Origin of the sequence: Veillonella sp., assembly GCF_018381775.1 — a bacterium.
Classification (GTDB): Bacteria; Bacillota; Negativicutes; order Veillonellales; family Veillonellaceae; genus Veillonella.
This window is the reverse complement of the sequence record NZ_JAGZRH010000006.1, coordinates 88,865-113,125: the sequence shown is the minus strand read 5'-3', so window position 1 is coordinate 113,125 and position 24,261 is coordinate 88,865. Positions and strand designations below refer to the sequence as shown.

The following is a 24,261-nucleotide window of genomic DNA, read 5'->3' as shown; positions in this document are numbered from 1 at the left end:
GGTGCTTTATAAACTTTAATCAACTCTATCAAATATTATATGTTATAAGATACAAATTAAATTAAATCTTAGCTCGTTTCAAACGAAGAGAGTTACCCACAACGGTTACAGAGCTGAAGGCCATGGCTGTACCAGCGATCATAGGATTTAATGCACCGATAGCAGCCAATGGAATACCAATACAGTTAAAGATCAATGCCCAGAATAGATTTTGTTTAATATTTGTCATTGTCTTACGACTGAGGCGTACTGCTTGTACTAGTGTGTGTAAATCATTTCTTACAAGAACAATATCTGCTGCTTCTACAGCAATATCGGTACCACTGCCGATAGCAAAACCAATATCTGCAGTTACAAGAGCTGGTGCATCGTTGATACCATCACCAACCATCCCCACTACAAGGCCTTTATCTTGCAACTCTTTTACCTTGCTAGCCTTATCTTGAGGTAATACTTCTGCAATTACATGAGTGATACCTGCTTGTTTAGCAATATATTGGGCAGTACGACGATTATCACCAGTAAGCATCCATACGTCAATACCTTGAGACTGTAATTCTTTTACCACCTCAATAGTTTCTGGACGCAATTCATCCTCTACAGCCCACAAAGCACTGATTATACCATCTACAGCTAATACAGAAACGGAAGCACCTTGTTCTTCAAAACGAAGAATATCGTCTTGAACGGCACTTAAATCGTAACCTAATTCAGTCATCCAACGGCTATGACCAAGTTGTACAGATACACCTTGATAAGCACCTTGTAAACCTTTACCAGGCACATCACCAAAGCTTTCTAGTTCTATAGCTTTACCTTTATAACCATGATCTTCGCCATAATAAACCATGGCCTTTGCAATCGGATGCGATGTACCACTTTCAAGGGCCATCATAAGGGACATATTTCTACTTTCATCACCATTATAGTTTTTGAAAGCCGTTACATCGAGAATACCTTGTGTAAGAGTGCCAGTTTTATCCATAACGATGGCATCGAGTTTACCAGCTTTTTCAAGATATTCTGCACTCTTGATGAGAACACCATGCTCCGCACCTAAGCCAGAGCCTACCATGATAGATGTTGGTGTAGCAAGACCAAGTGCACAAGGACAAGCGATAACAAGCACTGCTGTAGCATTAATGAGAGCTACATTAACAGAATCGCCTACAATAAAATACCATACAAGGCCAGTCAATACAGCGAGGCCAATAACGGCAGGCACAAAGTATTGTGCTACGATATCAGCAATACGTTGAATGCTCGCTTTAGAGGTTTGTGCCTCTTCTACAACCTTGATGATTTGGGACAGCATTGTTTCGGAACCAATACGCTTTGCTTCCATTGTGAAAGCACCACTCAAGTTAATAGTCGCCCCAATTACCTCGGAGCCTACTTGTTTTTCTACAGGCAAACTTTCACCAGTAAGCATAGCTTCGTCTACAGTAGAATAGCCTTCAGTAATAGTACCATCTACTGGAATTTTTTCGCCTGCACGAACTTGTAAGATATCACCTGCTACAACCTTAGATGTAGGAATATCTACGAACTCACCGTCACGCAATACATGAGCCGTTGCTGGTTGCAAGGCAATCAATTTTTGAAGTGCTTCAGAGGTACGACCCTTCGCAATTTCTTCTAAAAGTTTGCCAAGAAGAATGAATGTAATGAGCCAAGCTGAGGTTTCAAAGTAAATGCCATGAGGCCCAAGTTCTGGATGGAACTGCCAATTATAAATACTGAATAGATAAGCAACAGTCGTACCCATTACAACGAGAACATCCATGGTAAGGGCACCATTCTTCACCGCACTCCACGCACTCTTATAGAACATAAGGCCAGGGCCGAACTGAGCAATGGTAGCAAGAATGAACTCTACCCATACTGGCAAGGCTTGACTGCCAAAACGATGTAATGTCATGTTAATCATCATCGGTACGGCCATACAAGCAGCAATGATAAGACGCGTAATATGAGGTTTTAAATTAACCTTTTCTATTTCTTGCTTCGTTTCATCTGCCTCTGTAGCACCGAAACCAATATTTGTAATGGCATCAATAACTTGTTGTGATTCTACATTAGAATCGTCTTTGTATTCAACGCTGCCTTTACGAGTGAGTAGATTAACCTTTACAGACTCTACACCATCAATCTTCGAAACAACGTTTTCAACACGCTTTACACAGGCAGCACAATGCATGCCTGTAATATCAAACTCTTGTTTCTTCTTACTCATCATATCACTTCTTTCTACTAGAATTTTCAAAAATATATGCTTCTATATATCTATATAAGTCAGAAACTCATAGTAGACATATCATACATCGGTAATAGATTATTTTATAAACACGTATAGTTTATTATATAAACACATTTACATGAGTATGCATTCACACGTGTTTATTCCATAATAACATAAATTCTCATTACGTCAATATCCTACTAAATCTAGAGGACTATTCCTTTTTTATAGGGGATTTAACATCTCCCCACCTATACACAACATTCATAAATAGATTATAATAAAGTGATGATGAATAAACATAAACGTTGATTCCAAAGGAGGTGAATATATGTGTGAATCAATAAGCCCTATAGTAGAATTTACTACAGTAGCGAAGGAATTTCGCCATGAATATGTTGTTGAGAAGTCACGTTTTATCACAACTATATGCCCTTGTTCTACAGAAGAGGAAGCGCAGGCTTTTATTGGCCGTATCAACAAAGAATTTTGGGATGCACGCCATAATTGTACAGCCTTTGCATTAGGACCAAAACAAGAACAACAACGCTCTTCTGACAATGGTGAACCATCTGGTACCGCTGGTAAACCTATGTTAGAAGTACTCAAAAAAACAGGTATTACCAATGTAGCTGTCGTAGTAACGCGCTATTTTGGAGGTATTAAGCTAGGCGCAGGTGGTTTGATTCGTGCATATTCACACTCCGTTGCAGAAACCTTACGTCTTTCCCCTAAAGAACTACACACAACACGAACTCAGTTGCAAGCTACCATCGACTATTCCATGTATGGAGCTATAGAAAGATATGTGCAAGATCAAAAACTACATTATGAAGCAAGTTTTGGCGAACATGTAGATATTATTATCTTAGTACCTCCTACTGATGTAGAGCGCATACAAAAAGAGCTCCAAGACATGAGTCATGGAGCTGCTACTTGTACTATATTAGATTCTATTGAAGTGGTGCTACCGCTAGAACAATAATCTTACTGTCAAGCACATTAATTAGTTATCACTATGGACTAATCCACTTATGCCTTGACTTAGTTCGTGACGTTTTTCATTAGTCAATGGATGAGGCCATACGCGTTCTAGTTGTTTTTTACGACTAAGACCTGTATTATGTGCAGTCATTAATCTACGTGCTTCCCAGTTACGAATTGCTTTACTTAATGTTCTTTTTACTACGCCCATGATAGTACCTACTTTCTTAATCACTATTATTATATTAAAAATTGTGATAAGGATAGAAAGTTTATTTCAAACACATTATTCTTTCTCTTTCCTTGATGAATATAGTATATACGCTATTTTATCAAATGTGAAATTACTGTTACTTAGTTCGTTATAATTTTTATTTATCTTATTTTGTGTATAATAGGGAGATTCTATGGATACATCTTACTACCACAATTTTATTACCCTCGTTCAAACGGGCAATATGACTCAGGCCGCAGAGATTCTTCATATTACACAACCAGCTTTAAGTAAACAATTAAAGTATTTAGAAGCTGAATTTGGAGCTCAACTCATAAATATCAAGCGCGGCCAACGAGGATCAAACTTACAACTGACTGATGCGGGCAAAATTTTTTATCAAAAAGCCCAACAATTATGCTCCATTGAAGAATCAACATACAATGCAGTACAACAGTTGAACTCACGTATTGAAGGTACATTGCGAATCGCTACGTCTGCATCGCGCTCCACACCAATCGTACAACAATATTTACCAGCCTTTTCCATGAAATACCCATCAGTTCACTTCGAAATCTACGAAGGACTGATGACGAATGTGGTCAATCAACTTATTAATGGTAATGCAGAGCTTGGAATTGCAAACATTCAAATGGTAGACACTGATAAATTTGATATCCTTCTTACTCAAGAGGAACATTTATACGCTATTTTCCGCCGTGATGTATTCTGGATAGATCGTGAACATGATACTATCACGTGGGATGATATAAAAAAGTGTCCTTTATCCCTCTCTGGTGGATCTGTGCGAATGATTATGCAGTCTAGCTTAACTGACATGGATCAACTGAATGCTGTTGCCATCACTACAACTAAGAGCTCTGCCATCGAATGGGCATCTTCTGGTAGAACTGTCTCTTTAGTTCCTATGGATGGTAAAGAGCTTGTTAACCATCGTAAAATGGCCCGCATTAAATTACCAGAATTCTCTGGAGATTTCAAAAAAGCATTTATTACCCTCAAAGGACATGCTTTATCTCCGGTAGCACAGCAATTTATTGATTTCTATAAAGCTTATGTATAATGAAAGTTCTACATATGATTACTATTATGATATCAACAGTTTTTACGATTGGTACCTACCCTATATTAGATACCAATACAATACATAAGAAAAGACCTAGTACATTATGTACTAGGTCTTTTCTTTGTCATCTTAATATGTATGGTAAGCCATCTAATCCGTACAAGTAAACTTTTAGTCGTTACATTTACTAGATACAAACTATTACTACCCTTGATGCACAGCACCTACTATATCAGTAATACTGTTTAGATTATATTGTTCCACATAATCGCCCATTTCACGAGCAATACGAGAAATCGCCGTTGGATCTACCATTGTAGCAACCCCAACTTGGACTGCTTGTGCACCAGCCATCATAAATTCAATAGCATCAGTGCCTGTCATAATGCCACCAAGGCCCATAATAGGAATATTGACACCTTTATACACTTGGTGCACCATGCGAAGTGCAACCGGTTTAACAGCTGGCCCAGATAAACCACCATAAATATTACCCAATACAGGTTTACGACGATGGATATCGATAGCCATGCCAAGAATGGTATTAATGAGACTGACCCCGTCACCGCCACCAGCTTCTACAGCCTTTGCGATTTCCACAATATCCGTAACATTTGGTGAAAGTTTTACAATAACGGGCTTATCTGTTACTTTACGAACCGCTTTTGTTACCTGTTCTACTACCTTTGGATCTATACCAAAAGCCATGCCTTCACATTCTACATTTGGGCAAGATACATTAACTTCAAGGCCTGCAATACCATCTACAGATAGTGTTTCTGCCATCCACGCAAATTCCTCTACCGTACCAGCAGACATATTTGCTAGCAATGGTACATCATATTTCTTGAGGTCTGGCAAAATATCTGTAACAAAATGTTCTGCCCCAGGATTTTCAAGGCCAATACAGTTTAAAACACCAGACGGTGTTTCTGCAATACGAGTTCCAGGATTGCCGTGACGACCTTTAGGTGTTAAACCTTTTACGGAAATAGCACCTACCTCATTGCTAAGGTCTAAATAACCAGCATACTCAGGACCATTACCAAAGGTACCAGATGCAGCGATAATAGGATTTTTCATCTTAATACCGCAGTAATCAACAGCAAGCTTTGGATTAGGCGTAACGGTGTTATTTAAATCGCGTTCACTCATTAAAAGAACACCTCCTCAGCTGGGAATACAGGACCATCTTTACAAACTTTGTAACGTTTGCCACCTGCACCATCACAAGCACAACCTAAACAACCACCAGTGCCACAGCCCATACGTTCTTCAAGAGATACTTGGCAAGGAACGTTGAGATCTTTAGCTACTTGTGCCACACCTTTCATCATCGGTGTAGGACCGCAAGTCATAACAGATGTGAAAGTATTGCCATTAATCAACTCAGGCATGATTGCTGTAGGGAAACCTTTTGTACCTACGCTACCATCATCAGTCGTGATGTGTACTTTAACAGGCGTATTTTTGAATAGATCTGCCCAGAAGGTTTCGCTTTCATTTCTAAAACCAAGAATAACTTGTGCCTCTTCCCCTTCTTTCAAATGGGATGCGATACATAGCATTGGTGCAATACCAACGCCACCGCCAACGAGAAGCATATTCTTAGATGTTACAAATGGTTCACCTAAAGGTCCTAAACAATCTAGTGTATCGCCAGGTACGAGACGTGTCATAATTTCAGTCCCCTTACCTACGACGCGATACAAAAGGGTAATTATACCCTTTTGTGCATCGAATCCAGCATAGCTAATAGGGCGACGCAATAATGGCGCCGTAGAGTCCGTTACGCGAACATTACAAAACTGTCCTACCTTTACTTCTGCTGCTTGTTTTGGTGCGTGAATATCCATAATCCACACATCAGAGCCTATTTGCTCATTGCGAACGACTTCGCCCTGTTCTACATAGCCACTCATGGTTTTACTCCAATTCAAAATCTTGTAATGCTTCTACATTGTAGTTAGCATCATCTTTACGATTAGCTACAACGCGCAATACTTCGCGAGCTGTATCAAGACTTGTTAAGCATGGTGTACCCATTTCTACAGCGAGACGACGCAATTGGAAGCCTTCACGTTCAGGGCGTTTACCTGCAGTCAATGTATTTAGTACAAGATCGATTTTATCTTGACGAATATGGTCAGCACAGTTGTCATCACCTTCAGAAATTTTGTTAACTACCTTGCAGTCAACGCCATGTTCTTTGAAGTATTTACCAGTACCACCAGTTGCTTCAATGTGATAGCCCAATTCAATAAAGCCTTTTGCTAATTGACTCGCTTCCTCTTTATCGCGATCTGCAACAGTCATAAGAATTGTACCATCTTCTGGGATACGCATGTTAGCGCCATTGATTGCTTTAAACAAAGCTTCAGAATATGTGCGACCAATACCCATAACTTCACCAGTAGATTTCATTTCAGGTCCAAGAGCAATTTCTACAAGGCCCATTTTGGAGAAGGAGAATACAGGTGCTTTTACAGCTACATATGGTTTGTTAGGTACAAGACCAAGTGGCAAGCCCAAATCTTTTAAGCTTTCACCAAGAGCAATGCGTGTTGCACATTCTACCATATTAATGCCTGTAACCTTAGAAATGAATGGTACAGTACGGCTAGAACGAGGGTTAACTTCAATTACGTTAAGTTCACCATCAGCCACGATATATTGGATGTTAAGTACACCTTTAACATTAAGGCCTACCGCAATACGGCGTGTATAGTCTACAATTTGATCAATCAATTCTTGGCTCAAATGTTGAGCAGGATAAACAGCCATGGAGTCACCAGAGTGAACACCGGCGCGTTCGATTTGTTCCATAATACCAGGAATACATACGTCAGTACCATCGGAAATAGCGTCAACCTCTACCTCCATACCAACCATGTAACGGTCGATAAGAACAGGATGTTCCTTAGATGCAACTACAGCTTCCTTCATGTATACATCGAGTTCTTTATCGTTGTATACGATTTCCATAGCACGACCGCCCAATACATAAGAAGGACGAACGATTAATGGATATTTCAAGTTTTTAGCTGCTGCTTGTGCTTCTTCATCAGAAGTTACAAGAGCACCTACTGGACGTGGAATACCAAGTTTTGCCAACAATTCATCAAAGCGTTCGCGGTCTTCTGCCATATCGATGCTATCTACGGATGTACCTAGGATTTTGACACCACGCTTAGCTAATGGACCCGCCAAGTTGATAGCTGTTTGACCACCAAATTGAGCAATAACGCCAGCTGGTTTTTCTTTATCAATGATTTCCATTACATCGTCCACTGTTAATGGTTCGAAGTACAAGGAATCAGAAATATCAAAGTCAGTAGACACTGTTTCTGGGTTATTATTGATCATAATAGATTGGTAACCCACTTTACGAAGTGCCCAAGAGGAATGTACAGAGCAGTAGTCGAACTCTACGCCTTGACCGATACGAATTGGACCGGAACCCAATACTACAACGGATTTTTCACCTAGTGGTTTAACTTCGTCTTCTTGTGCATAAGCACTGTAGTAGTACGGTGTTTTAGATTCGAATTCAGCAGCACATGTATCTACATATTTATATGTTGGAAGAATGTTCCATTCTTTACGTTTTGCACGAACATCTTCTACAGTTGTATTAGCATAACGAGCGATAACAGAATCAGTGAAGGAATAACGTTTTGCTTTACGCAGTACTTCTTCTGTTAAACCATGTTCAACTAAAGCTTTTTCTACATTAACAATGTTTTTGATTTTCTCAATAAAGAATGTATCAATTTTTGTAATGTAATGAATTTTCTCTACACTAATGCCCTTGCGAAGTGCTTCTGCTACAACATAGATACGTTCATCATCTACTAAATGTAAACGTTCAATCAATTGTTCCATGGACTCATGAGAGATTTTCTTAAGCTCAATATGGTCTAAACCAATTTCCAAGGAACGAATTGCTTTAAGTAAGGAGCCTTCCAAGGAGCGGTCGATAGCCATAACTTCGCCAGTAGCCTTCATTTGAGTACCCAATGTGCGATCTGCCAAATTGAATTTTTCAAATGGCCAACGTGGGAACTTAGTTACTACATAGTCAAGTGTAGGTTCGAAGCATGCTTTTGTTTCGCCTGTTACAGCATTTGTAATTTGATCCAATGTCATGCCTACTGCAATTTTTGCAGCTACCTTCGCAATTGGATAGCCAGTTGCTTTAGATGCTAATGCAGAGGAACGGGATACACGAGGGTTTACTTCGATAACGATATATTCGTTGCTATTTGGATTCAAGGCGTATTGTACGTTACAACCACCTTCGATTTTCAAATAACGAATGATTTCTACAGATGCAGTACGAAGCATTTGGTATTGAATATCGTTCAATGTTTGGCTAGGTGCCACAACGATGGAGTCACCAGTATGTACGCCTACAGGGTCGATATTTTCCATGTTACATACGATGATACAGTTGTCTGCACTATCGCGCATTACTTCGTATTCGATTTCTTTCCAACCTGCTACAGAACGTTCTGCTAGGATTTGGTGAATTGGTGAAAGTTTCAAACCACGGCGTGTGATTTCATACATTTCATCTTCGTTATGCGCAATACCGCCACCAGTACCGCCCAATGTATAGGCAGGACGAATGATGATAGGATAACCAATGCGATTAGCAAACGCTACAGCTTCTTCAAGATCGTTAAAGATATCGGATTCAGGAACTGGTTGATTGATTTCCTTCATCGCTTCTTTAAATAGCTCACGGTCTTCGGCTTGTTTAATAGCTTCAAGAGTTGTACCTAGAAGTTTTACACCATATTCTTCTAACACGCCAGCTTCAGACAATTGTACGGCCATGTTAAGACCTACTTGACCACCTAATGTAGCCAACAAGCCCCAAGGGCGTTCTTTTTTAATTACTTCTGTTACGAATTCAAGACTAATCGGTTCTACATATACGCGATCAGCAATATCTGTATCAGTCATAATGGTAGCAGGATTAGAGTTAACCAATACTACTTTATAACCTTCTTCACGAAGGGAACGGCATGCTTGTGTACCAGCATAGTCAAACTCTGCAGCTTGGCCGATAATAATTGGACCAGAACCAATTACAAGTACTTTTTTTGCTTCTGTGGTCATATTATTTTCCCTTTCTCATTAAGTCTTCAAATTCGTCAAATAAATATAGATTATCAGTAGGTCCTGGGGACGCTTCTGGATGATATTGTACAGAGAAAATAGGCAATTCTTTATGGCGCATACCTTCCACAGTACCATCATTTACACTGCGATGTGTAATTTCTACAAAGTCTGGCAAGGAAGTATCATCTACTGCATAGCCATGGTTTTGAGAGGTAATATATACACGGCCTGTACGTAAATCTTGTACTGGATGGTTAGAGCCACGGTGACCAAACTTCAATTTAAATGTTGTACCACCATAAGCTTGCGCCAATACTTGATGACCCATGCAAATGCCGAAGATTGGTTTTTTGCCGAACAATTTCTTTACCTCTTCTACGGCATAGCCAAGATCTTGAGGGTCTCCAGGGCCATTGGATAAGAATACACCATCTGGATTTGCTGCTAACACATCTTCAGCTTTAGCATCTGCAGGGAATACTGTAAGACGGCAACCAGCTGCTTCTAAAGAGCGAAGGATATTTTCCTTTACACCATAGTCCATTACAGCTACATGGAACTCAGCATTTTTATCGCCACGCATACCTTGCCATTTTGTAGTTACACGCATAACTTGATCTGTTGGCAAGTCTTGTTTAAATAATTTTTGAATATCTTCCATAGGGTAATCAGAACGTACAAGTACGCCTTTCATTACACCATGGTTACGAAGAACACGTGTAATAGCACGTGTGTCTACATCATAAAGGCAAGGGATGCCGTGTAAACGAAGATACTCACTAAATAGACCTTCATTTTGCCAGTTAGATGGGAAATCACACAGTTCGCCTACGATAAATCCTTTACAATATGGTTTAGGACCTTGAGTAATAGCATTCAATGTACCATAATTACCAATCAAAGGATATGTTAATGTAATAATTTGATCCGCATAGGACGGGTCAGTCAAGATTTCTTGATACCCTGTCATACCTGTGTTAAATACAACTTCCCCTAATGTAGGAGCGCCACCTAATAAGGAACCTTCAAACACGGAACCATCTTCAAGAACTAACTTGCCTTTCATTATAAGACTACGCCCTCCTTCATAACTACTTTGCCATCAACTACTGTGAGTTTGGCCTTACCTGTAACAGTCATACCATCAAATGGGCTGACTTTGCCTTTTGTATAGAATTTATTGCGATCTACTGTCCACTCTTCAGTTGTTGAGAATACAGTAATATCTGCTGGTTTACCAACCTCAAGAACACCTGCATCAAGGCGCATTAATTCAGCTGGACGTGTACTCATATAGTACACAACTTGGTCAATGCTAAGTTTATCTGGACCGTATGCATTAGTAATAACCGCTGCTAAAGATGTTTCGAGACCACTGAAACCATTAGGAGCACAGCAGAACTCGTGGTCTTTTTCTTCATACGCATGTGGTGCATGGTCTGTAATAATCGCATCGATTGTGCCATCTTTCAAACCTTCTAATAATGCTTGACGATGATCTTCGGATCGAATTGGAGGAGCCATTTTGAACGCTGGGTTATATTCGCGTAAATATTCATCTGTGAAAGATAAATGTTGGCTTGTAACTTCACATGTTACATTAAGACCTTTTGCTTTTGCACGACGGACCATATCTACAGTATTTTTACTACTTACGTGAGCAATATGAATGTGACCACCTGTCATTTCAGACAACAAGATGTCACGAGCAACAGCCAAATCTTCAGCTACTGCAGGACGACCAATAACACCTAGTTCATAGGAAACGATGCCTTCATGCATATGACCATTTTTAGTCAATGTAATGTCTTCAGCATGGTCGATAACCATTTTATTAAACATGGAGGAGTACTCTAAGGCACGACGCATAAATGCAGCATTTTCTACATAGTGGCCATCATCGGAGAAGGCTACTACACCAGCTTCCGCCATATCGCCCATTTCAGCAAGTTCTTTACCTTCAAGGCCTTTTGATACAGCACCAACAAATTCTACTTTTACAACACCTGTAAGCTCAGCCTGTTTTTGTAAACCTCTTACGAGTGCAGCATTATCTACAACTGGGTTTGTATTAGCCATAGTGACTACACGTGTGAAACCACCAGCTGCAGCCGCTTGTGTACCGGAGTGGAAATCTTCTTTAGCTTCTTGGCCTGGTTCACGCAAATGTGTGTGAATATCGATAAGGCCAGGTGCTACGATAAGACCTGTTGCATCATATACTTCAGCGCCTTCAGCACTTAAGTTTTGTCCGATGGCTGCAATTTTACCATCTTTTACAAGAACATCTGCCACTTCATTTTGTTTTTTTGCCGGATTAACTACCGTACCATTTTTAATAAGCAAGCTCACTACCGTCACCTCCGATAATAGTTAAGTACAATACAGCCATACGTACAGCTACGCCATTACGTACCTGTTCTTGAATTACGGATTGATCAGAATATGCTACATCTGGTGCAATTTCAAGGCCCCGGTTCATAGGACCTGGATGCATTACCATTACATCATCTTTAGCCAATTTCAATACATCATTGTTAATACCGAAGATACGTGCATATTCTCTATTTGTAGGATACAACGCAGAATGAATACGTTCTAATTGAATGCGAAGTACGTTAACCACATCTGCATCAGCCACTGCTTCACGAATATCGTGGTGTACGGTAACACCTAATTTTTCGAGCTCTGGATATACCATAGTACGAGGACCAGCCAAATGTACTTTAGCACCCATTTTTGTAAGGCCATAAATGTTAGATCTTGCTACACGGCTATGCATAATATCGCCTAAGATAACAACTTTTAGACCTTCAATAGATTCTTTTTTCTCCAAAATGGAGTACATATCTAATAACGCTTGTGTTGGATGTTCATGAGCGCCGTCACCAGCATTGATAATAATAGGATCTACTGCTTTTGTGGCATATAAAGGAGCCCCTTCTGCACTATGACGCATTACGATAGCATCTGTGCCCATATAGGATAATGTTAGCAAAGTATCACGGAAGCTTTCACCTTTACCCATGGAAGAACCGCTAGGAGAAAGATTGATAACGTCAGCCCCTAAATATTTGCCGGCCAATTCAAAGGAACTACGGGTACGAGTACTTGGCTCCATAAAGAGGTTAATAATGGATTTCCCCTTTAAAAGTGGAACCTTCTTATCATCAGAAAGAACGATTTTTTTCATTTTCTTTGCCACATTTAAAATCAATTTGATTTCTTCAGGTGACACATTTTGCAAACCCAATAAATGTTTGCCTTTTAGGCTAACTTGTCCCATGATTTCCTCCTAACTCACGTAACAAAAAAGACCTTTTGCCCAGGGCAAAAGGTCAAATAGTTTGCACAAAGAAGCCCTTATGGGGCGCTTCAACTATATTCCTTTCTCAGCCTCTCTGGACTAAATTAAAAGGTTTTGTACTATGCAATGGTCTCTCGTACCATGGATGCATTTTCTTTATTTATTGTACTGAATCTCCTCTTGAAAGTCAATGTGAAAGCAAAAGTTCATAAGTATTTTAAAAAGAGGACAAACCCTCAAAAGTGGCTTGTCCTCTCTATACTTCACCAATTGTTTCCTTATAATCAATCTATAATTAGATACAAATAATTTCCATTATTATAAGCTAATATTAGTGCCCCATAGGATATAATTTTGGTGGATTTTGATCATCATTTTGTTGATCTTGCTGTGAACTATAAGAAGCTTGATCTTGTTGACCATCAGTCATTGGATTTTGCTGTGCATATTGTTGATTTTGTTGTGGTTGCCGTTGGTCACGACGACGTGTATTTTGAGATGCAGTCGGTCTAGGTTTAGTCAACTCATCAATAGATACAGCATTTGGAATAGTTACACTTGGTGTATCCTCATGTACATCATCAAGTTCACTGAAGGAAGGTCCTGTTTTAGCCGCTTGTGCTGCCTTACGTTCTGCCTCAATTTGTTGACGTGCAAGTTCTGCACGACGACGAGCATTTTCTTGTTGTTCTTTGACACGTTGAATCGCTTCAGCTCGCTCTTTTGCTTTACGTTCAACTTCGGCTTGTGCAAGAGCTTGCTGCCGAGCTTCTTCCGCCTTACGTTCCGCTTCTAAGTGAGCTTGGTAACGTTCTTCAGCAATGCGTTTTGCCTCTGCTGCTTGGCGTTCAGCCTCTGCACGTTCTGCAGCCAATCTAGCTTGCTCTGCTTTACGTGCCTCAGCAGCTATACGAGCTTCTTCGGCTTTTCGTGCTTCATCTGCTCGTCTAGCCTCTTCTATGCGGCGTGCTTCCTCTGCTCTATGAACCTCTTCTGCCCGTTTTGCTTCCGCTGCAATTCGAGCTTCTTCTGCCTTACGAAGTTCTTCTGCTCGTTTTGCTTCTGCTGCAATTCGAGCTTCCTCGGCTTTACGCAATTCTTCCTGACGTTTTGCTTCAGCAGCAACGCGAGCTTCTTCAGCTTTACGAGCCGCTTCAAGTCGTTCTTGCTCGGCCTTGCGTTGTGCCTCAAGTCTAGCTACTTCTAAGCGACGTGCTTCTTCTGCGCGGCGTGCTTCTTCAGCCTTACGCGCTTCTTCAGCTTTACGGGCCGCTTCAATTCTTGCCTCTTCAGCCTTACGCGCTTCTTCTGCACGTTTAGCCTCTGCTGCAACACGAGCTTCCTCTGCTTTACGGGCCGCTTCGATTCTTGCCTCCTCAGCCTTTCTCGCTTCTTCTGCACGACGTGCTTCTTCAGCTTTTCTTGCCGCTTCAATACGTTGTGCTTCTAAGGCTGCTTTTGCTTCTGCCGCTTTACGAGCATCTTCTTGACGTTTCGCTTCTAACGCAGCCTGTTCAGCTGCACGTTGTGCTTCTAATGCCGCTTTCGCCTCTGCAGCTTTCCGTGCTTCTTCTGCGCGGCGTGCTTCTAATGCTTCTTGTTCTGCTTTTCGCTGTGCTGCTAAACGCGCTTTCGCTTCAGCTGCTAAGCGTTCTTCTTCAGCTTTTTTTGCCTCTAATGCTGCCTTTTCTGCCGCCCGTTGTGCTTCAAATCGAGCCTTGGCTTCTGCGGCTTGTCTAGCTTCTTCAGCTTTACGAGCGGCTTCAATACGAGCCGCTTCTATTCTACGTTCTTCTTCAAGACGTTTCGCTTCTGCCGCTACACGAGCTTCCTCTGCTTTACGGGCCGCTTCTAAACGATCCGCTTCAGCCTTTCTTGCAGCTTCAATACGCACCATTTCTGCTTTACGTTCTTCTTCAGCCTTACGTGCTTCAGCTACTTTTCGATCAAGCTCAGCTTTTCTTTCAGCTTCTAGTCGTTTAGCTTCTTCTGCTTGACGCATTTCTTCAGCTTTTTTAGCTTCTAATGCAGCTTTTTCTTTTGCAGCTTGTGCTTCTTGAGCCGCCTTCAATTCAGCAGCTTTGCGATCCGCCTCAGCTTTCTCTGCTAGTTTGCGCTCCACTTCAGCATGTTTTGCTTCTGCTGCTTTACGCGCCAATTCGGCCTTTTCTGCTGCTATACGAGCTTCTTCAGCCTTCTTACGCGCTAATGCTTCTTCTGCCTCTTTTGCTTTTTTGAGTTGTGCCTCTTTTTTAGCATCTGCTGCAGCTTTATCACTCAATTTTTTTGTTTCTTCATGAGCAATTGTTTCTGCCTGTTTAGCAGGAGTCATAGTCGATTTGGAACTATCTACAGTGCCCTTATTTGTATCTTTACCGTTTATAGGACCTACAGGGATTTGTGTGCCACTTTGAGTTGGGTGACCTAAACTATCTTTTACATCCTTAGGAACATTAACAGCAATAGTTTGATGTTTTTGTGGATTCGCAAGAGATTCAGGAATTAACAAGAACCGTATCGGCAAATTAGATGCCCCTGCAGGCATAAAATTCAAGGTTAATAAATCACCTGCGTTATAGTTACCCATGATGCGACTATCTAAAATAGTTCCATCCCCAAGTGCAGAGATACCATCAGCACCGCCAATATGATAGGTTCGTGTATCTGTTTGACCGCGACGAGCACCTTGTTGGTGTAATGCTTTCACCGTAAAGGAACCGGAATATGGTCCACCAAGAGGGTTAAAATACAATCTAAATGGTTCATTACCTTTTGTAGGAATTTTTAAAGTATATGAAACACCATAGTTACCACGGTCACGAACAAATGCTTTATTTTGCATTTCGTCTACACCGTTGATAAACATATCTTCACGGTCATTACCGATTTCTACAAAAGCACCACCTAATGTAGTATCAAAAGGTGTGGTAACCTCCATATTACGTTTAGCCCCCGTATATGTACCGCGCAATTGAATTTCATCAATAGGTAAATTTTTAGCCCAATGAGATGCATCAATGGCATCCATCCCCATAGGCAACATCATAACACGAGCAAAGATTGGTGCCTCTGTTTTAATATCTACGATACCGGTAAATAATGCATCTTGATATACTGGTGTATTTTCCAAATCACTAAAGATTAATTGGCGCCCTTGTGGCGGAATACTTAGCGAATATAAAGGTCTCGCATTGGGACTTTCATCTAAAGGATGCTCTAAGTCCTTCCGGGATAAATCACGACCAGCAGCGAAATAATCTGGTGTAGCCACAGATTTCAACTGTCTCATCACATGAACAGTATTGGGATACGCCGATTGATTCTCCAATACGATAGCAATCTTATGAGGCTGATCCATTTCATTTACATGGTAAAAATAGATACGACCATTTCCATTAATTGTACCTGCACTAAGCGTACCACCTACTGGTCCTACATATTCAGGGCTATCTGATAGTAGCAATGTATCCGTTTGAGACACCAAACTTGGTGGCAACGGAGAAAACTGAAAATATCCAATTGATTGTAAATCTATATCACGAGCCTCTACATGGCCTGTAAGAGCAGCCATGGCGGCCATCGCTGCGGCTACACAATATTTTGATTTATAAGAAAACATATATTAATACCTCTATATTTCTTCAAGCCCCATAGGGTCATACGTAAGTGCTAATGCTTCGATTTTCTTTAAACGATGTCCAATACCCGACTTAGATAATTTGCCATCCATCAATTCTTCAAGTTCTTTCAGACTCGCTTCTGGATTGTCCCATCTCAATCTTGCTACAATCCGCAACTTTTCAGGCAACTCATCAATACCAATTTCTCTATCGATAATTCGAATAGCCTTTACCTGGCGTACTGCAGCATCTACAACCTTTTGCAAATTTGCAGTCTCACAGTTTACTTGTCGATTAATTTGATTTCGTACAGTTTTCATTATGCGCACATTTTCAAATTCCATCAGTGCTGATTGAGCACCCATAATTTGCAAGCAATTCGTTACAGCGTCCCCTTCTTTAAGATATACTACATACTCTTCCTTACGCTCAGTCAAACCTGCATGAATATGAAATAACCGCAATACATGTATAATTTCCTTTGCAAAATTCTCATTCCCCGTCATAAACTCGAGATGATAGTCACTTTGTGGCTTATTAACAGAGCCACCGCCTAAAAAGGCACCCCGTAAAAAAGCACGTCGTGCCTCCATAGATTTAAGCCAACTACGAGGAATTTGTTCAGTTACAGGCCATAAAGCAAGATCTTCTAACGCCTGTCGCCCTTCTATAGATGGCTCTACAGATAAAGTATACATATTTTTCTTGCGCAAGTTTAGCCCTTGTCGTACTAATACATTGGTAGGTAATTCATATTGTTTTTTTAATATGCCTAACAAGCGACGAGCTACTGCATTATTTGCAGTAGCCAATCTAATACCAACAGCACCCTTCATCCCCAGAATGATAGATCCACCCATGCGCAATAAGCAAGACGCTTCAATTTTCATGGCCAAATCTGCATCACTAGAGGATTCATATTGGCATAATTCATTTTTTACATCTTCAGCAAATGACATAGGTATCCCTTCTCATTAATGATCATCTCGTTGGAGATAATACTCTAGGATATGTGGTTCAGTATTTGATTGCATAGCATGCACAATATCCATAATTACTTTACCTAACCGTTCAGGATCATGAACAGCGGGCTTTTTAGGACTTATCAATGTAGCCCGAATCGTACGTATTCCTTTAGCTTGTAGCTTCTTAGTATCTAATACTACAGGCTCTGAACCTACAGCACTATATTGTTCTACCATTTGAATTGGTAGTGGTCCATCGTTAGCAAGTACAGTATCTACAATGCCTTCACCACCATGTGCAATGAGAGCCTCCACATGATCACTTAAGGTATAACCTGTAGTTTCACCAGGTTGAGTCATAACATTAGCAATGTAAATTTTATTTGCCTTGCTAGCGCGTACATGAGATGCAATTTTATCAGTTAACAAATTCGGAATGATACTTGTATATAAGCTACCTGGTCCAAAGATGATAACATCTGCTTCATCGATAGCACGTAACGCAGCACCTTCTGGTTTTGGTTGTGCTGGCTCACTATACATATGGCGAATGCGTTTACCAGAATTAGGAATATTACTTTCACCTTCTACGATAGTACCATCGGTCATCTCCGCTACTAATTTAATGAACTCAGTAGACGACGGAATTACACGGCCTCGTACACGCAACAATTTACTAGCCGCTTCAAGCGCTTCCTCCACATCGCCATCATATACTTGAGCAAGTGCTGTGATAAAGAGATTACCAAAACTATGTCCAGATAGCTCATTTTCTCCTTCAAAGCGATAACGGAAAAGATTTTCCATAACCCCTTCTTGTTCAGCTAATGCAATCAAGCAGTTTCTCAAATCGCCAGGAGCAATCATTTTAAAATCTTCACGCAAGCGCCCCGATGAACCACCATCGTCAGCTACGGTTACAATAGCAGACAAATTAGAGGTGTGTATTTTTAATCCACGTAATAAATTTGATAGCCCTGTACCACCGCCGATAACAACGATCTTAGGACCTTTATCGAGGCGTATATTTTGGAAAATAATATCTGACACCTTACTATCAGGATTAGGTAATACAGCACGAATAATCGTTTTAATAACCTTACTCGTACCGATTAACATTAACACAGCGCCAATCGATAGTACAACAGCGCCTACAGCAATGAGCACATTATAATTGTAAAAGCCCGTCATATTATAAGAAAAGGCTAATACAATATCTTCAAGAACGGCAAGCCATTGATAATTAAATATCAATGAAATGCCTATGATTAAAAGACCTACACCACAACTAAATAGGGCAAGCCAACGTTTTATATTTAGGCCCGGAATAAGCCACCGAAACCATCTTTTTCGCAACATATGAACCCCTATCTAGTTACCAAATGTTTTAATTTCATGAGGATTATAATCTTCTTCTACATTATTTTTCATCATATCTCGATGTTCTACAGAAACGCGATAGCCGTTTTCTAATAGATGCGAATATAATGCTTCTGCCATAGCCACAGATCGATGCATACCACCTGTACAGCCTACAGCAACGATAAATTGAGACTTCCCTTCTTGTTCATAATTAGGCACAAGAAAATCAATAGTATCAAAATAACGCTTTTTAAATTCCTCTGTAACTTCAAAGGAATGAATATATTCATTTACAGCTTTCACACGACCTGTTTTATGACGGAAATCTGGAATGTAGAATGGGTTTGGTAAGAATCGAACATCCCAAACCATATCCGCATCCAATGGTAATCCATATTTAAAGCCAAAGCTTACAACTGTAATAGACATGCCATGCCCTTCATCAACTTGAGTGAATCGAGTTTTTAAATACTCTTTGAGGCTCGCAGTTTTCATATTCGTTGTATCAATAATGAAGTCTGCTTTATGTCGTACAGAATTTAATATCTGACGTTCTTCTTTTAGACCTGTAGTGATCATCCCATCTGGAGCTAGTGGATGGCTGCGACGAGTTTCTTTATATCTTCTAATTAACGTCTCATCTGTAGCATCCATAAAGACAATTTCATAATCTACCTTCATTTCTCTTAATGTTTCAAGAGATGATGAAAGGGCTTCAAAGAATTCACCACCGCGAATATCTACAACTAAAGCTACGCGGTTTGTACGTTCTCCACCTTGTCGACAAATTTCACTTAGCTTAGGAATAAGTACAGGAGGAATATTATCAATACATAGATAGCCCATATCCTCTAATGCTTGTAGAACCTGAGTTTTGCCGGCACCAGACATGCCTGTAACAATTAATAAACGAAATGCTTCCATAGTTTTACTCCATTATAAAAGATTCTTCTCAATCCAGTGAGCTACACCATCTTCATTATGATGACCACATACTTCATTAGCCACAGATTTTACATGTTCTGTTGCATTTGAAACAGCTACTGAATACCCTGTTTCACTAAGCATAGAAATATCGTTCTCTGCATTTCCAAAGGAAACTATATTTTCAAGACTAAGATTATTATCTAGAGCTAATTGAGCTAATGCACGCCCTTTTGATACATTCGGTGCAGTGATTTCGAGGAAATCTCGTTGACTACGCACTAATGTAACTTGATTACCAACTAATGGGGTCAAGATATCAATAATTCTATCGATTCCTTCCTCTGTATCGATAGCAATGAGCTTATTGGGTTCTGAAGAAAGTGTATAAATTGTATCACCTAAAAACTCAGCTACAGCCCCTGTTTGCTGTTCATAATGATCGGATTGCCAATTTTTATGATGACATAGTAAATGATCATCTACATACGATTGTATATGCCAACTATATTGTTGGCCGAGTTGAAAAACACGATGTACTACATCTATAGGAACAGTTTGTTCAAATAGCTTATATCCCGTTTCTAACTCCTGGATTAAACCACCAGAGAACAATATCATAGGAACATTGCCAAGTTGTAATGCTAATCCAATTGGTTTTGCCGTTTGATACATGCGTCCAGTAGCAATTGTTATACCAATTCCCTTTTGCTGCAAGCGATGCAATACATCAACCGTATACGAAGAAACTGTATTATCACTTCGAACTAACGTCTCATCACAATCGATAGCTACCATTTTTATATGAGAAAAAGAAGGATTCATTCTTACCTCCTTCACAAGAAAATCTAATACTCTTTATTATACCATTTATAATACTTATATAGATAGAAATATACAGTAATACTCTATCAAAAATATTTTACTTCTCCCAGTAACAGAGCTAATAAATCACAAAATAAAAGATAAGTATTATTTGTATATAAGTTGATCTTTAATTATCAAAATTGCATAATAAAAGGCATTCTATATCAATTTGTTATAGGAATCTATAGATTATTCATAAAAAAAGAGACTCCCGAAGGAGTCCCTTTTATATGGTTAACTATCAAATTAGAATTTGTAGTTAAGGTCTGCACGGTAGAAGTCAGAAAGATCGTTACCAGCTTGATCTTTCCAGTCGAAGCCGTAGTTAGCAGACAAGCCAACGTTGTTTTGCAATGCATAGTTAACGGAAGCCATCCAACCTTTAGCATCTGTAGTGTAAAGGTGGTTGTAAGTAGTATCAACGATAGGAGCGTTAGCTTTTTGGTTGAAGTATTGGCCTTTAACATCCCAAGAACCTTTTTTAGCGATGTTGTAGTTACCATAGCCAAGACCTGCAGTCCAAGCTTGAGAGTCGTCTACATGGGAGTCTTTCAACCATTCACCACCAACCCAAACTTTGTCGAAGTTAGCATTAGCGTTGAAGCCGTAGATGTTTTTGTAACCATTAGAGCTATCTTGGTTTACACGATCGTAGAAACCACCAACCATAGTGTGTTTACCTACTTTACCGTTCAAGCCAAGGTAAGTGTTAGTTACGTTAGCTTCTTTAGTTAATTTGTTAGTAGTTGCACCAGCGATAATACCATTGTCACCGGATACCATGTAACCGTAAGCTGCTTGGAAGTTAACTTTATCGTTACCAGCGTTCAATTGAGCACCGTCGAATGTGCCATCGAATGCAAGACCGCCACCAAGAACTTGGTTGAAACGACCTGCTTTTGCAGATACGCGTTCACCGAATTTGTGGTTTACATAAGCGCGGTCGATTGTAGCGTTTGCATTACCACCATTTTCAGAGTTACCTAATTCGAAGTTGCCAGAAGTCAAACGAACTACAGCGTCAGTGCGATCGTTTACTTTTGCGTTGAATTGTACACGTGCACGAGCGTCGAATTTGGAGTTAGCATGTTCAGCATCACGGTAACGAAGACGAGCATCACCAGTAACTTTTACGTTACCAACGCGGTCTTCCAAGCGAGCTACACGAACGCCCAAGTTGTTCAATTCGTTGGAGAATTCATCAGCCAAACGGTTGATCATAGCTTGTTGTTCAGCGTTAGCGCGGTCTTGGTTAGCCATAGCTTTAGCTACCATTTGAGCCATTTCGTAACGAGTGATGTTGTTTTGGCCTTTGAAAGTGCCATCTGGGTAACCATTAACGATACCAGCGTTTGCCAATTGGGAAACTGCTTGGTATGCCCAAGAATCTGGAGTTACATCGGAGAATGGGTTAGCTGCGAATGCAGTAGTTACACCCAAAACTGCTGTTGCTGCAAAGATTGCTGCGAATTGTTTTTTCATAGTTGAATTCCTTCTTTCTGAAAAATAGAAATATAAAATGTTACAAGTCATAACATTCACATTCTACTCTGTTCTTCAGATTAAGAATTTTTGGGAGTGTCCACGTTTCCTCGCCACATTCTACATCGAAGTTCTTCGTTTCATGTGTTTGTTACTTCTTGTAGGGTGATATTAGCATAACCAAATTTTCGTGTAAACCCTTTTTTCTCAATATAATTCTCATTATAAAAATTTTATAATTTAAAATGCCCCAAAATTCACGTATTATCTACATTTATGCGATATATATTTTTTTACTAAAAATATGAAATTTATCTTTTTTTGTATTAAATGAGATTTATTATCATATACATTATTAAGTTTTACTAATTAACGATACATCTATTAATTAGTTAAGGCCTATTTTATGCATAAATAGTTCATAAACACCTCATACAATATATTGTGGAATAGATCAATATACATACTAATCAAATAAATTTTTACCTTTTACTATATATAGATTTATTTTACTATATATATACTATTATATACAAAAGAAAATATTATCTCTTTATATACAACAAAAAAAGACTTCCGAAGAAGTCTTTTTTTGTTGTGAGGGAATTAGAATTTGTAGTTTAATTCTGCACGGTAGAAATCGGAAAGATCATTACCTTTTTGGTCTTTAGAGTTGAAACCATAACCTGCAGATAAGCCTACGTTATCTTGTACTGCGTAGTTTACGCTAGCCATATAACCTTTGTAACCATTAGATGTATTTGTTAAGTCATATGCTTGATCCCAAGTGGAGCTTACGATTGGAGCGTTTGCTTTTTGGTTGAAGTATTGACCTTTTACATCCCATGTACCTTTTTTAGCGATGTCGTAATTACCATAACCAACACCTGCTGTCCAAGCTTGGGAATCATTTACGTTGGAAGCTTTCAACCATTCACCACCAACCCAAACTTTGTCTTTACGGAAGTCTGCATTGAAGCCGTATACGTCTTGGCTATCAGAGTTTACTGTGGAACCGTTATGGTTCAAGTTACCGCTAGATAATTTAGAGTAGAAGCCACCAACTGTAGATTCTTGACCAACTTTACCTTTAACGCCTACATAAGCTACGGAAGGGTTATCGGATTTAGAGTTACCATCAGCAGCACCTGCCATCATGTAACCATAAGCACCTTGTACTTGAACTTTATCATTGCCTACATTCAATTGAGCACCGTCGAATGTATCATCGTACATTAAACCGCCACCAATTGTTTGTTGGAAACGACCACCTTTTGCGGATACATGATTACCAAATTTGTGATCTACATAAGCACGATCGATTGTTGCATCAGCACCTTTTGTAGAATCACCGAATTCGTAATTACCTTTTACACGAACAACAGCTTCTGTTTTATCATTAACTTTACCGTTGAATTGAACACGTGCACGGCCATCTGTTAAGGATTTGCTGTTAGCTTTGTAAACGCCTTTATCTTCAGAGCCTTGGTAACGGATACGAGCATCACCAGTTACTTTTACATTACCTACGCGATCTTCCAAACGAGATACGCGTACGCCCAAGCTATTCAACTCATTGGAGAACTCATCTGCCAAGCGGTTAATCATTGCTTGTTGTTCTGCATTAGCACGATCTTGGTTAGCCATTGCTTTAGCTACCATTTGAGCCATTTCATAACGAGTGATATTGTTTTGACCTTTGAAAGTGCCATCTGGGTAACCATTAACGATACCAGATTGTGCTAATTGAGATACTGCTTGGTATGCCCAGCTATCTGGAGTTACATCGGAGAATGGGTTAGCAGCGAATGCTGTTGTTACACCTAATACTGCTGTTGCTGCAAAAATTGTTGCGAATTGTTTTTTCATAATGAATTCCTTCTTTCTTATAAATAAGAATTTATATTATCAGAAGACATTCACTGTATAAGTGGTATAACTATGAAAGATATATTAGGAGTGTCCACGTTTCCTCGACTATATTATCTATCACAGCCTCACCTCTTTATTAGTGGTGCCTTGCTGTGATTAGAATATATCACCGTCCAAATTATTTGTAAAGCATTTTATACAACTA

At 39.7% G+C, this 24,261-nt stretch carries 17 protein-coding genes; 2 read left to right on the top strand and 15 right to left on the bottom strand.

Annotated elements, in window-relative coordinates:
• Window positions 1-61: 61 nt before the first annotated feature.
• Window positions 62-2,236, bottom strand: coding sequence for a heavy metal translocating P-type ATPase (locus tag KH109_RS05305; protein ID WP_295216546.1), 2,175 nt, complete (start codon window positions 2,234-2,236; stop codon window positions 62-64).
• A 337-nt stretch (window positions 2,237-2,573) separates the two neighbouring features.
• Here KH109_RS05305 and KH109_RS05300 point away from each other — a divergent pair, with 337 nt between their 5' ends.
• Window positions 2,574-3,227: a YigZ family protein gene (locus tag KH109_RS05300; RefSeq protein ID WP_295216511.1), complete on the top strand. Its 654-nt coding sequence runs from the start codon at window positions 2,574-2,576 to the stop codon at window positions 3,225-3,227.
• 21 nt (window positions 3,228-3,248) lie between these two features.
• On the opposite strand, the gene KH109_RS05295 is transcribed toward KH109_RS05300, so the two are convergent.
• Complete coding sequence (locus KH109_RS05295; RefSeq protein WP_105094777.1) at window positions 3,249-3,437, bottom strand: hypothetical protein; 189 nt, start codon at window positions 3,435-3,437, stop codon at window positions 3,249-3,251.
• A 196-nt stretch (window positions 3,438-3,633) separates the two neighbouring features.
• On the opposite strand from KH109_RS05295, the gene KH109_RS05290 reads away from it, so the two are divergent.
• Entirely contained in the window at window positions 3,634-4,524 is an 891-nt protein-coding gene (locus KH109_RS05290) for a LysR family transcriptional regulator (protein WP_295216509.1), read from the top strand.
• Window positions 4,525-4,731: 207 nt separating this feature from the next.
• Here KH109_RS05290 and KH109_RS05285 read toward each other — a convergent pair whose 3' ends face one another.
• The 13 genes from KH109_RS05285 to KH109_RS05225 all read right to left on the bottom strand — a co-directional run bounded on the left by KH109_RS05285 (window position 4,732) and on the right by KH109_RS05225 (window position 24,053).
• Window positions 4,732-5,682: a dihydroorotate dehydrogenase gene (locus KH109_RS05285; RefSeq protein ID WP_295216508.1), complete on the bottom strand. Its 951-nt coding sequence runs from the start codon at window positions 5,680-5,682 to the stop codon at window positions 4,732-4,734.
• The gene (locus KH109_RS05280) at window positions 5,682-6,449 is read right to left on the bottom strand and encodes a dihydroorotate dehydrogenase electron transfer subunit (protein ID WP_295216506.1); all 768 of its coding nucleotides are present in this window, start codon (window positions 6,447-6,449) and stop codon (window positions 5,682-5,684) included. The genes KH109_RS05285 and KH109_RS05280 overlap by 1 nt, the downstream gene beginning before the upstream one ends.
• A gap of 4 nt (window positions 6,450-6,453) precedes the next feature.
• The gene (gene carB, locus KH109_RS05275; protein WP_295216504.1) at window positions 6,454-9,654 is read right to left on the bottom strand and encodes a carbamoyl-phosphate synthase large subunit; all 3,201 of its coding nucleotides are present in this window, start codon (window positions 9,652-9,654) and stop codon (window positions 6,454-6,456) included.
• Window position 9,655: 1 nt separating this feature from the next.
• On the bottom strand, window positions 9,656-10,723 hold the full coding sequence (gene carA / locus KH109_RS05270) for a glutamine-hydrolyzing carbamoyl-phosphate synthase small subunit (protein ID WP_060924922.1): 1,068 nt from the start codon (window positions 10,721-10,723) through the stop codon (window positions 9,656-9,658).
• Entirely contained in the window at window positions 10,723-12,009 is a 1,287-nt protein-coding gene (locus tag KH109_RS05265) for a dihydroorotase (RefSeq protein WP_295216501.1), read from the bottom strand. The genes carA and KH109_RS05265 overlap by 1 nt, the downstream gene beginning before the upstream one ends.
• The gene (locus tag KH109_RS05260; RefSeq protein WP_105086209.1) at window positions 11,993-12,943 is read right to left on the bottom strand and encodes an aspartate carbamoyltransferase catalytic subunit; all 951 of its coding nucleotides are present in this window, start codon (window positions 12,941-12,943) and stop codon (window positions 11,993-11,995) included. The genes KH109_RS05265 and KH109_RS05260 overlap by 17 nt, the downstream gene beginning before the upstream one ends.
• Window positions 12,944-13,295: 352 nt before the next feature.
• Window positions 13,296-16,583, bottom strand: a complete 3,288-nt coding sequence (locus tag KH109_RS05255; protein WP_295216498.1) for an ATPase — start codon at window positions 16,581-16,583, stop codon at window positions 13,296-13,298.
• 12 nt (window positions 16,584-16,595) lie between these two features.
• Window positions 16,596-17,543 carry a DNA-binding protein WhiA gene (gene whiA, locus KH109_RS05250; RefSeq protein ID WP_295216495.1) on the bottom strand — a complete coding sequence of 316 codons (948 nt, stop codon included), beginning with the start codon at window positions 17,541-17,543 and terminating at the stop codon, window positions 16,596-16,598.
• Window positions 17,544-17,558: 15 nt separating this feature from the next.
• Window positions 17,559-18,908, bottom strand: coding sequence for a uridine diphosphate-N-acetylglucosamine-binding protein YvcK (yvcK, locus tag KH109_RS05245; protein ID WP_295216490.1), 1,350 nt, complete (start codon window positions 18,906-18,908; stop codon window positions 17,559-17,561).
• A 12-nt stretch (window positions 18,909-18,920) separates the two neighbouring features.
• Entirely contained in the window at window positions 18,921-19,835 is a 915-nt protein-coding gene (gene rapZ, locus KH109_RS05240; protein WP_295216488.1) for an RNase adapter RapZ, read from the bottom strand.
• A 12-nt stretch (window positions 19,836-19,847) separates the two neighbouring features.
• A complete protein-coding gene (locus KH109_RS05235; protein WP_295216485.1) occupies window positions 19,848-20,660 on the bottom strand; it encodes a Cof-type HAD-IIB family hydrolase in 813 nt (270 codons plus the stop codon).
• A gap of 288 nt (window positions 20,661-20,948) precedes the next feature.
• Entirely contained in the window at window positions 20,949-22,184 is a 1,236-nt protein-coding gene (locus tag KH109_RS05230; RefSeq protein ID WP_295216482.1) for a putative porin, read from the bottom strand.
• Between the two features lie 606 nt (window positions 22,185-22,790).
• Complete coding sequence (locus tag KH109_RS05225) at window positions 22,791-24,053, bottom strand: S-layer homology domain-containing protein (RefSeq protein ID WP_295216480.1); 1,263 nt, start codon at window positions 24,051-24,053, stop codon at window positions 22,791-22,793.
• Between the last annotated feature and the right edge of the window lie 208 nt (window positions 24,054-24,261).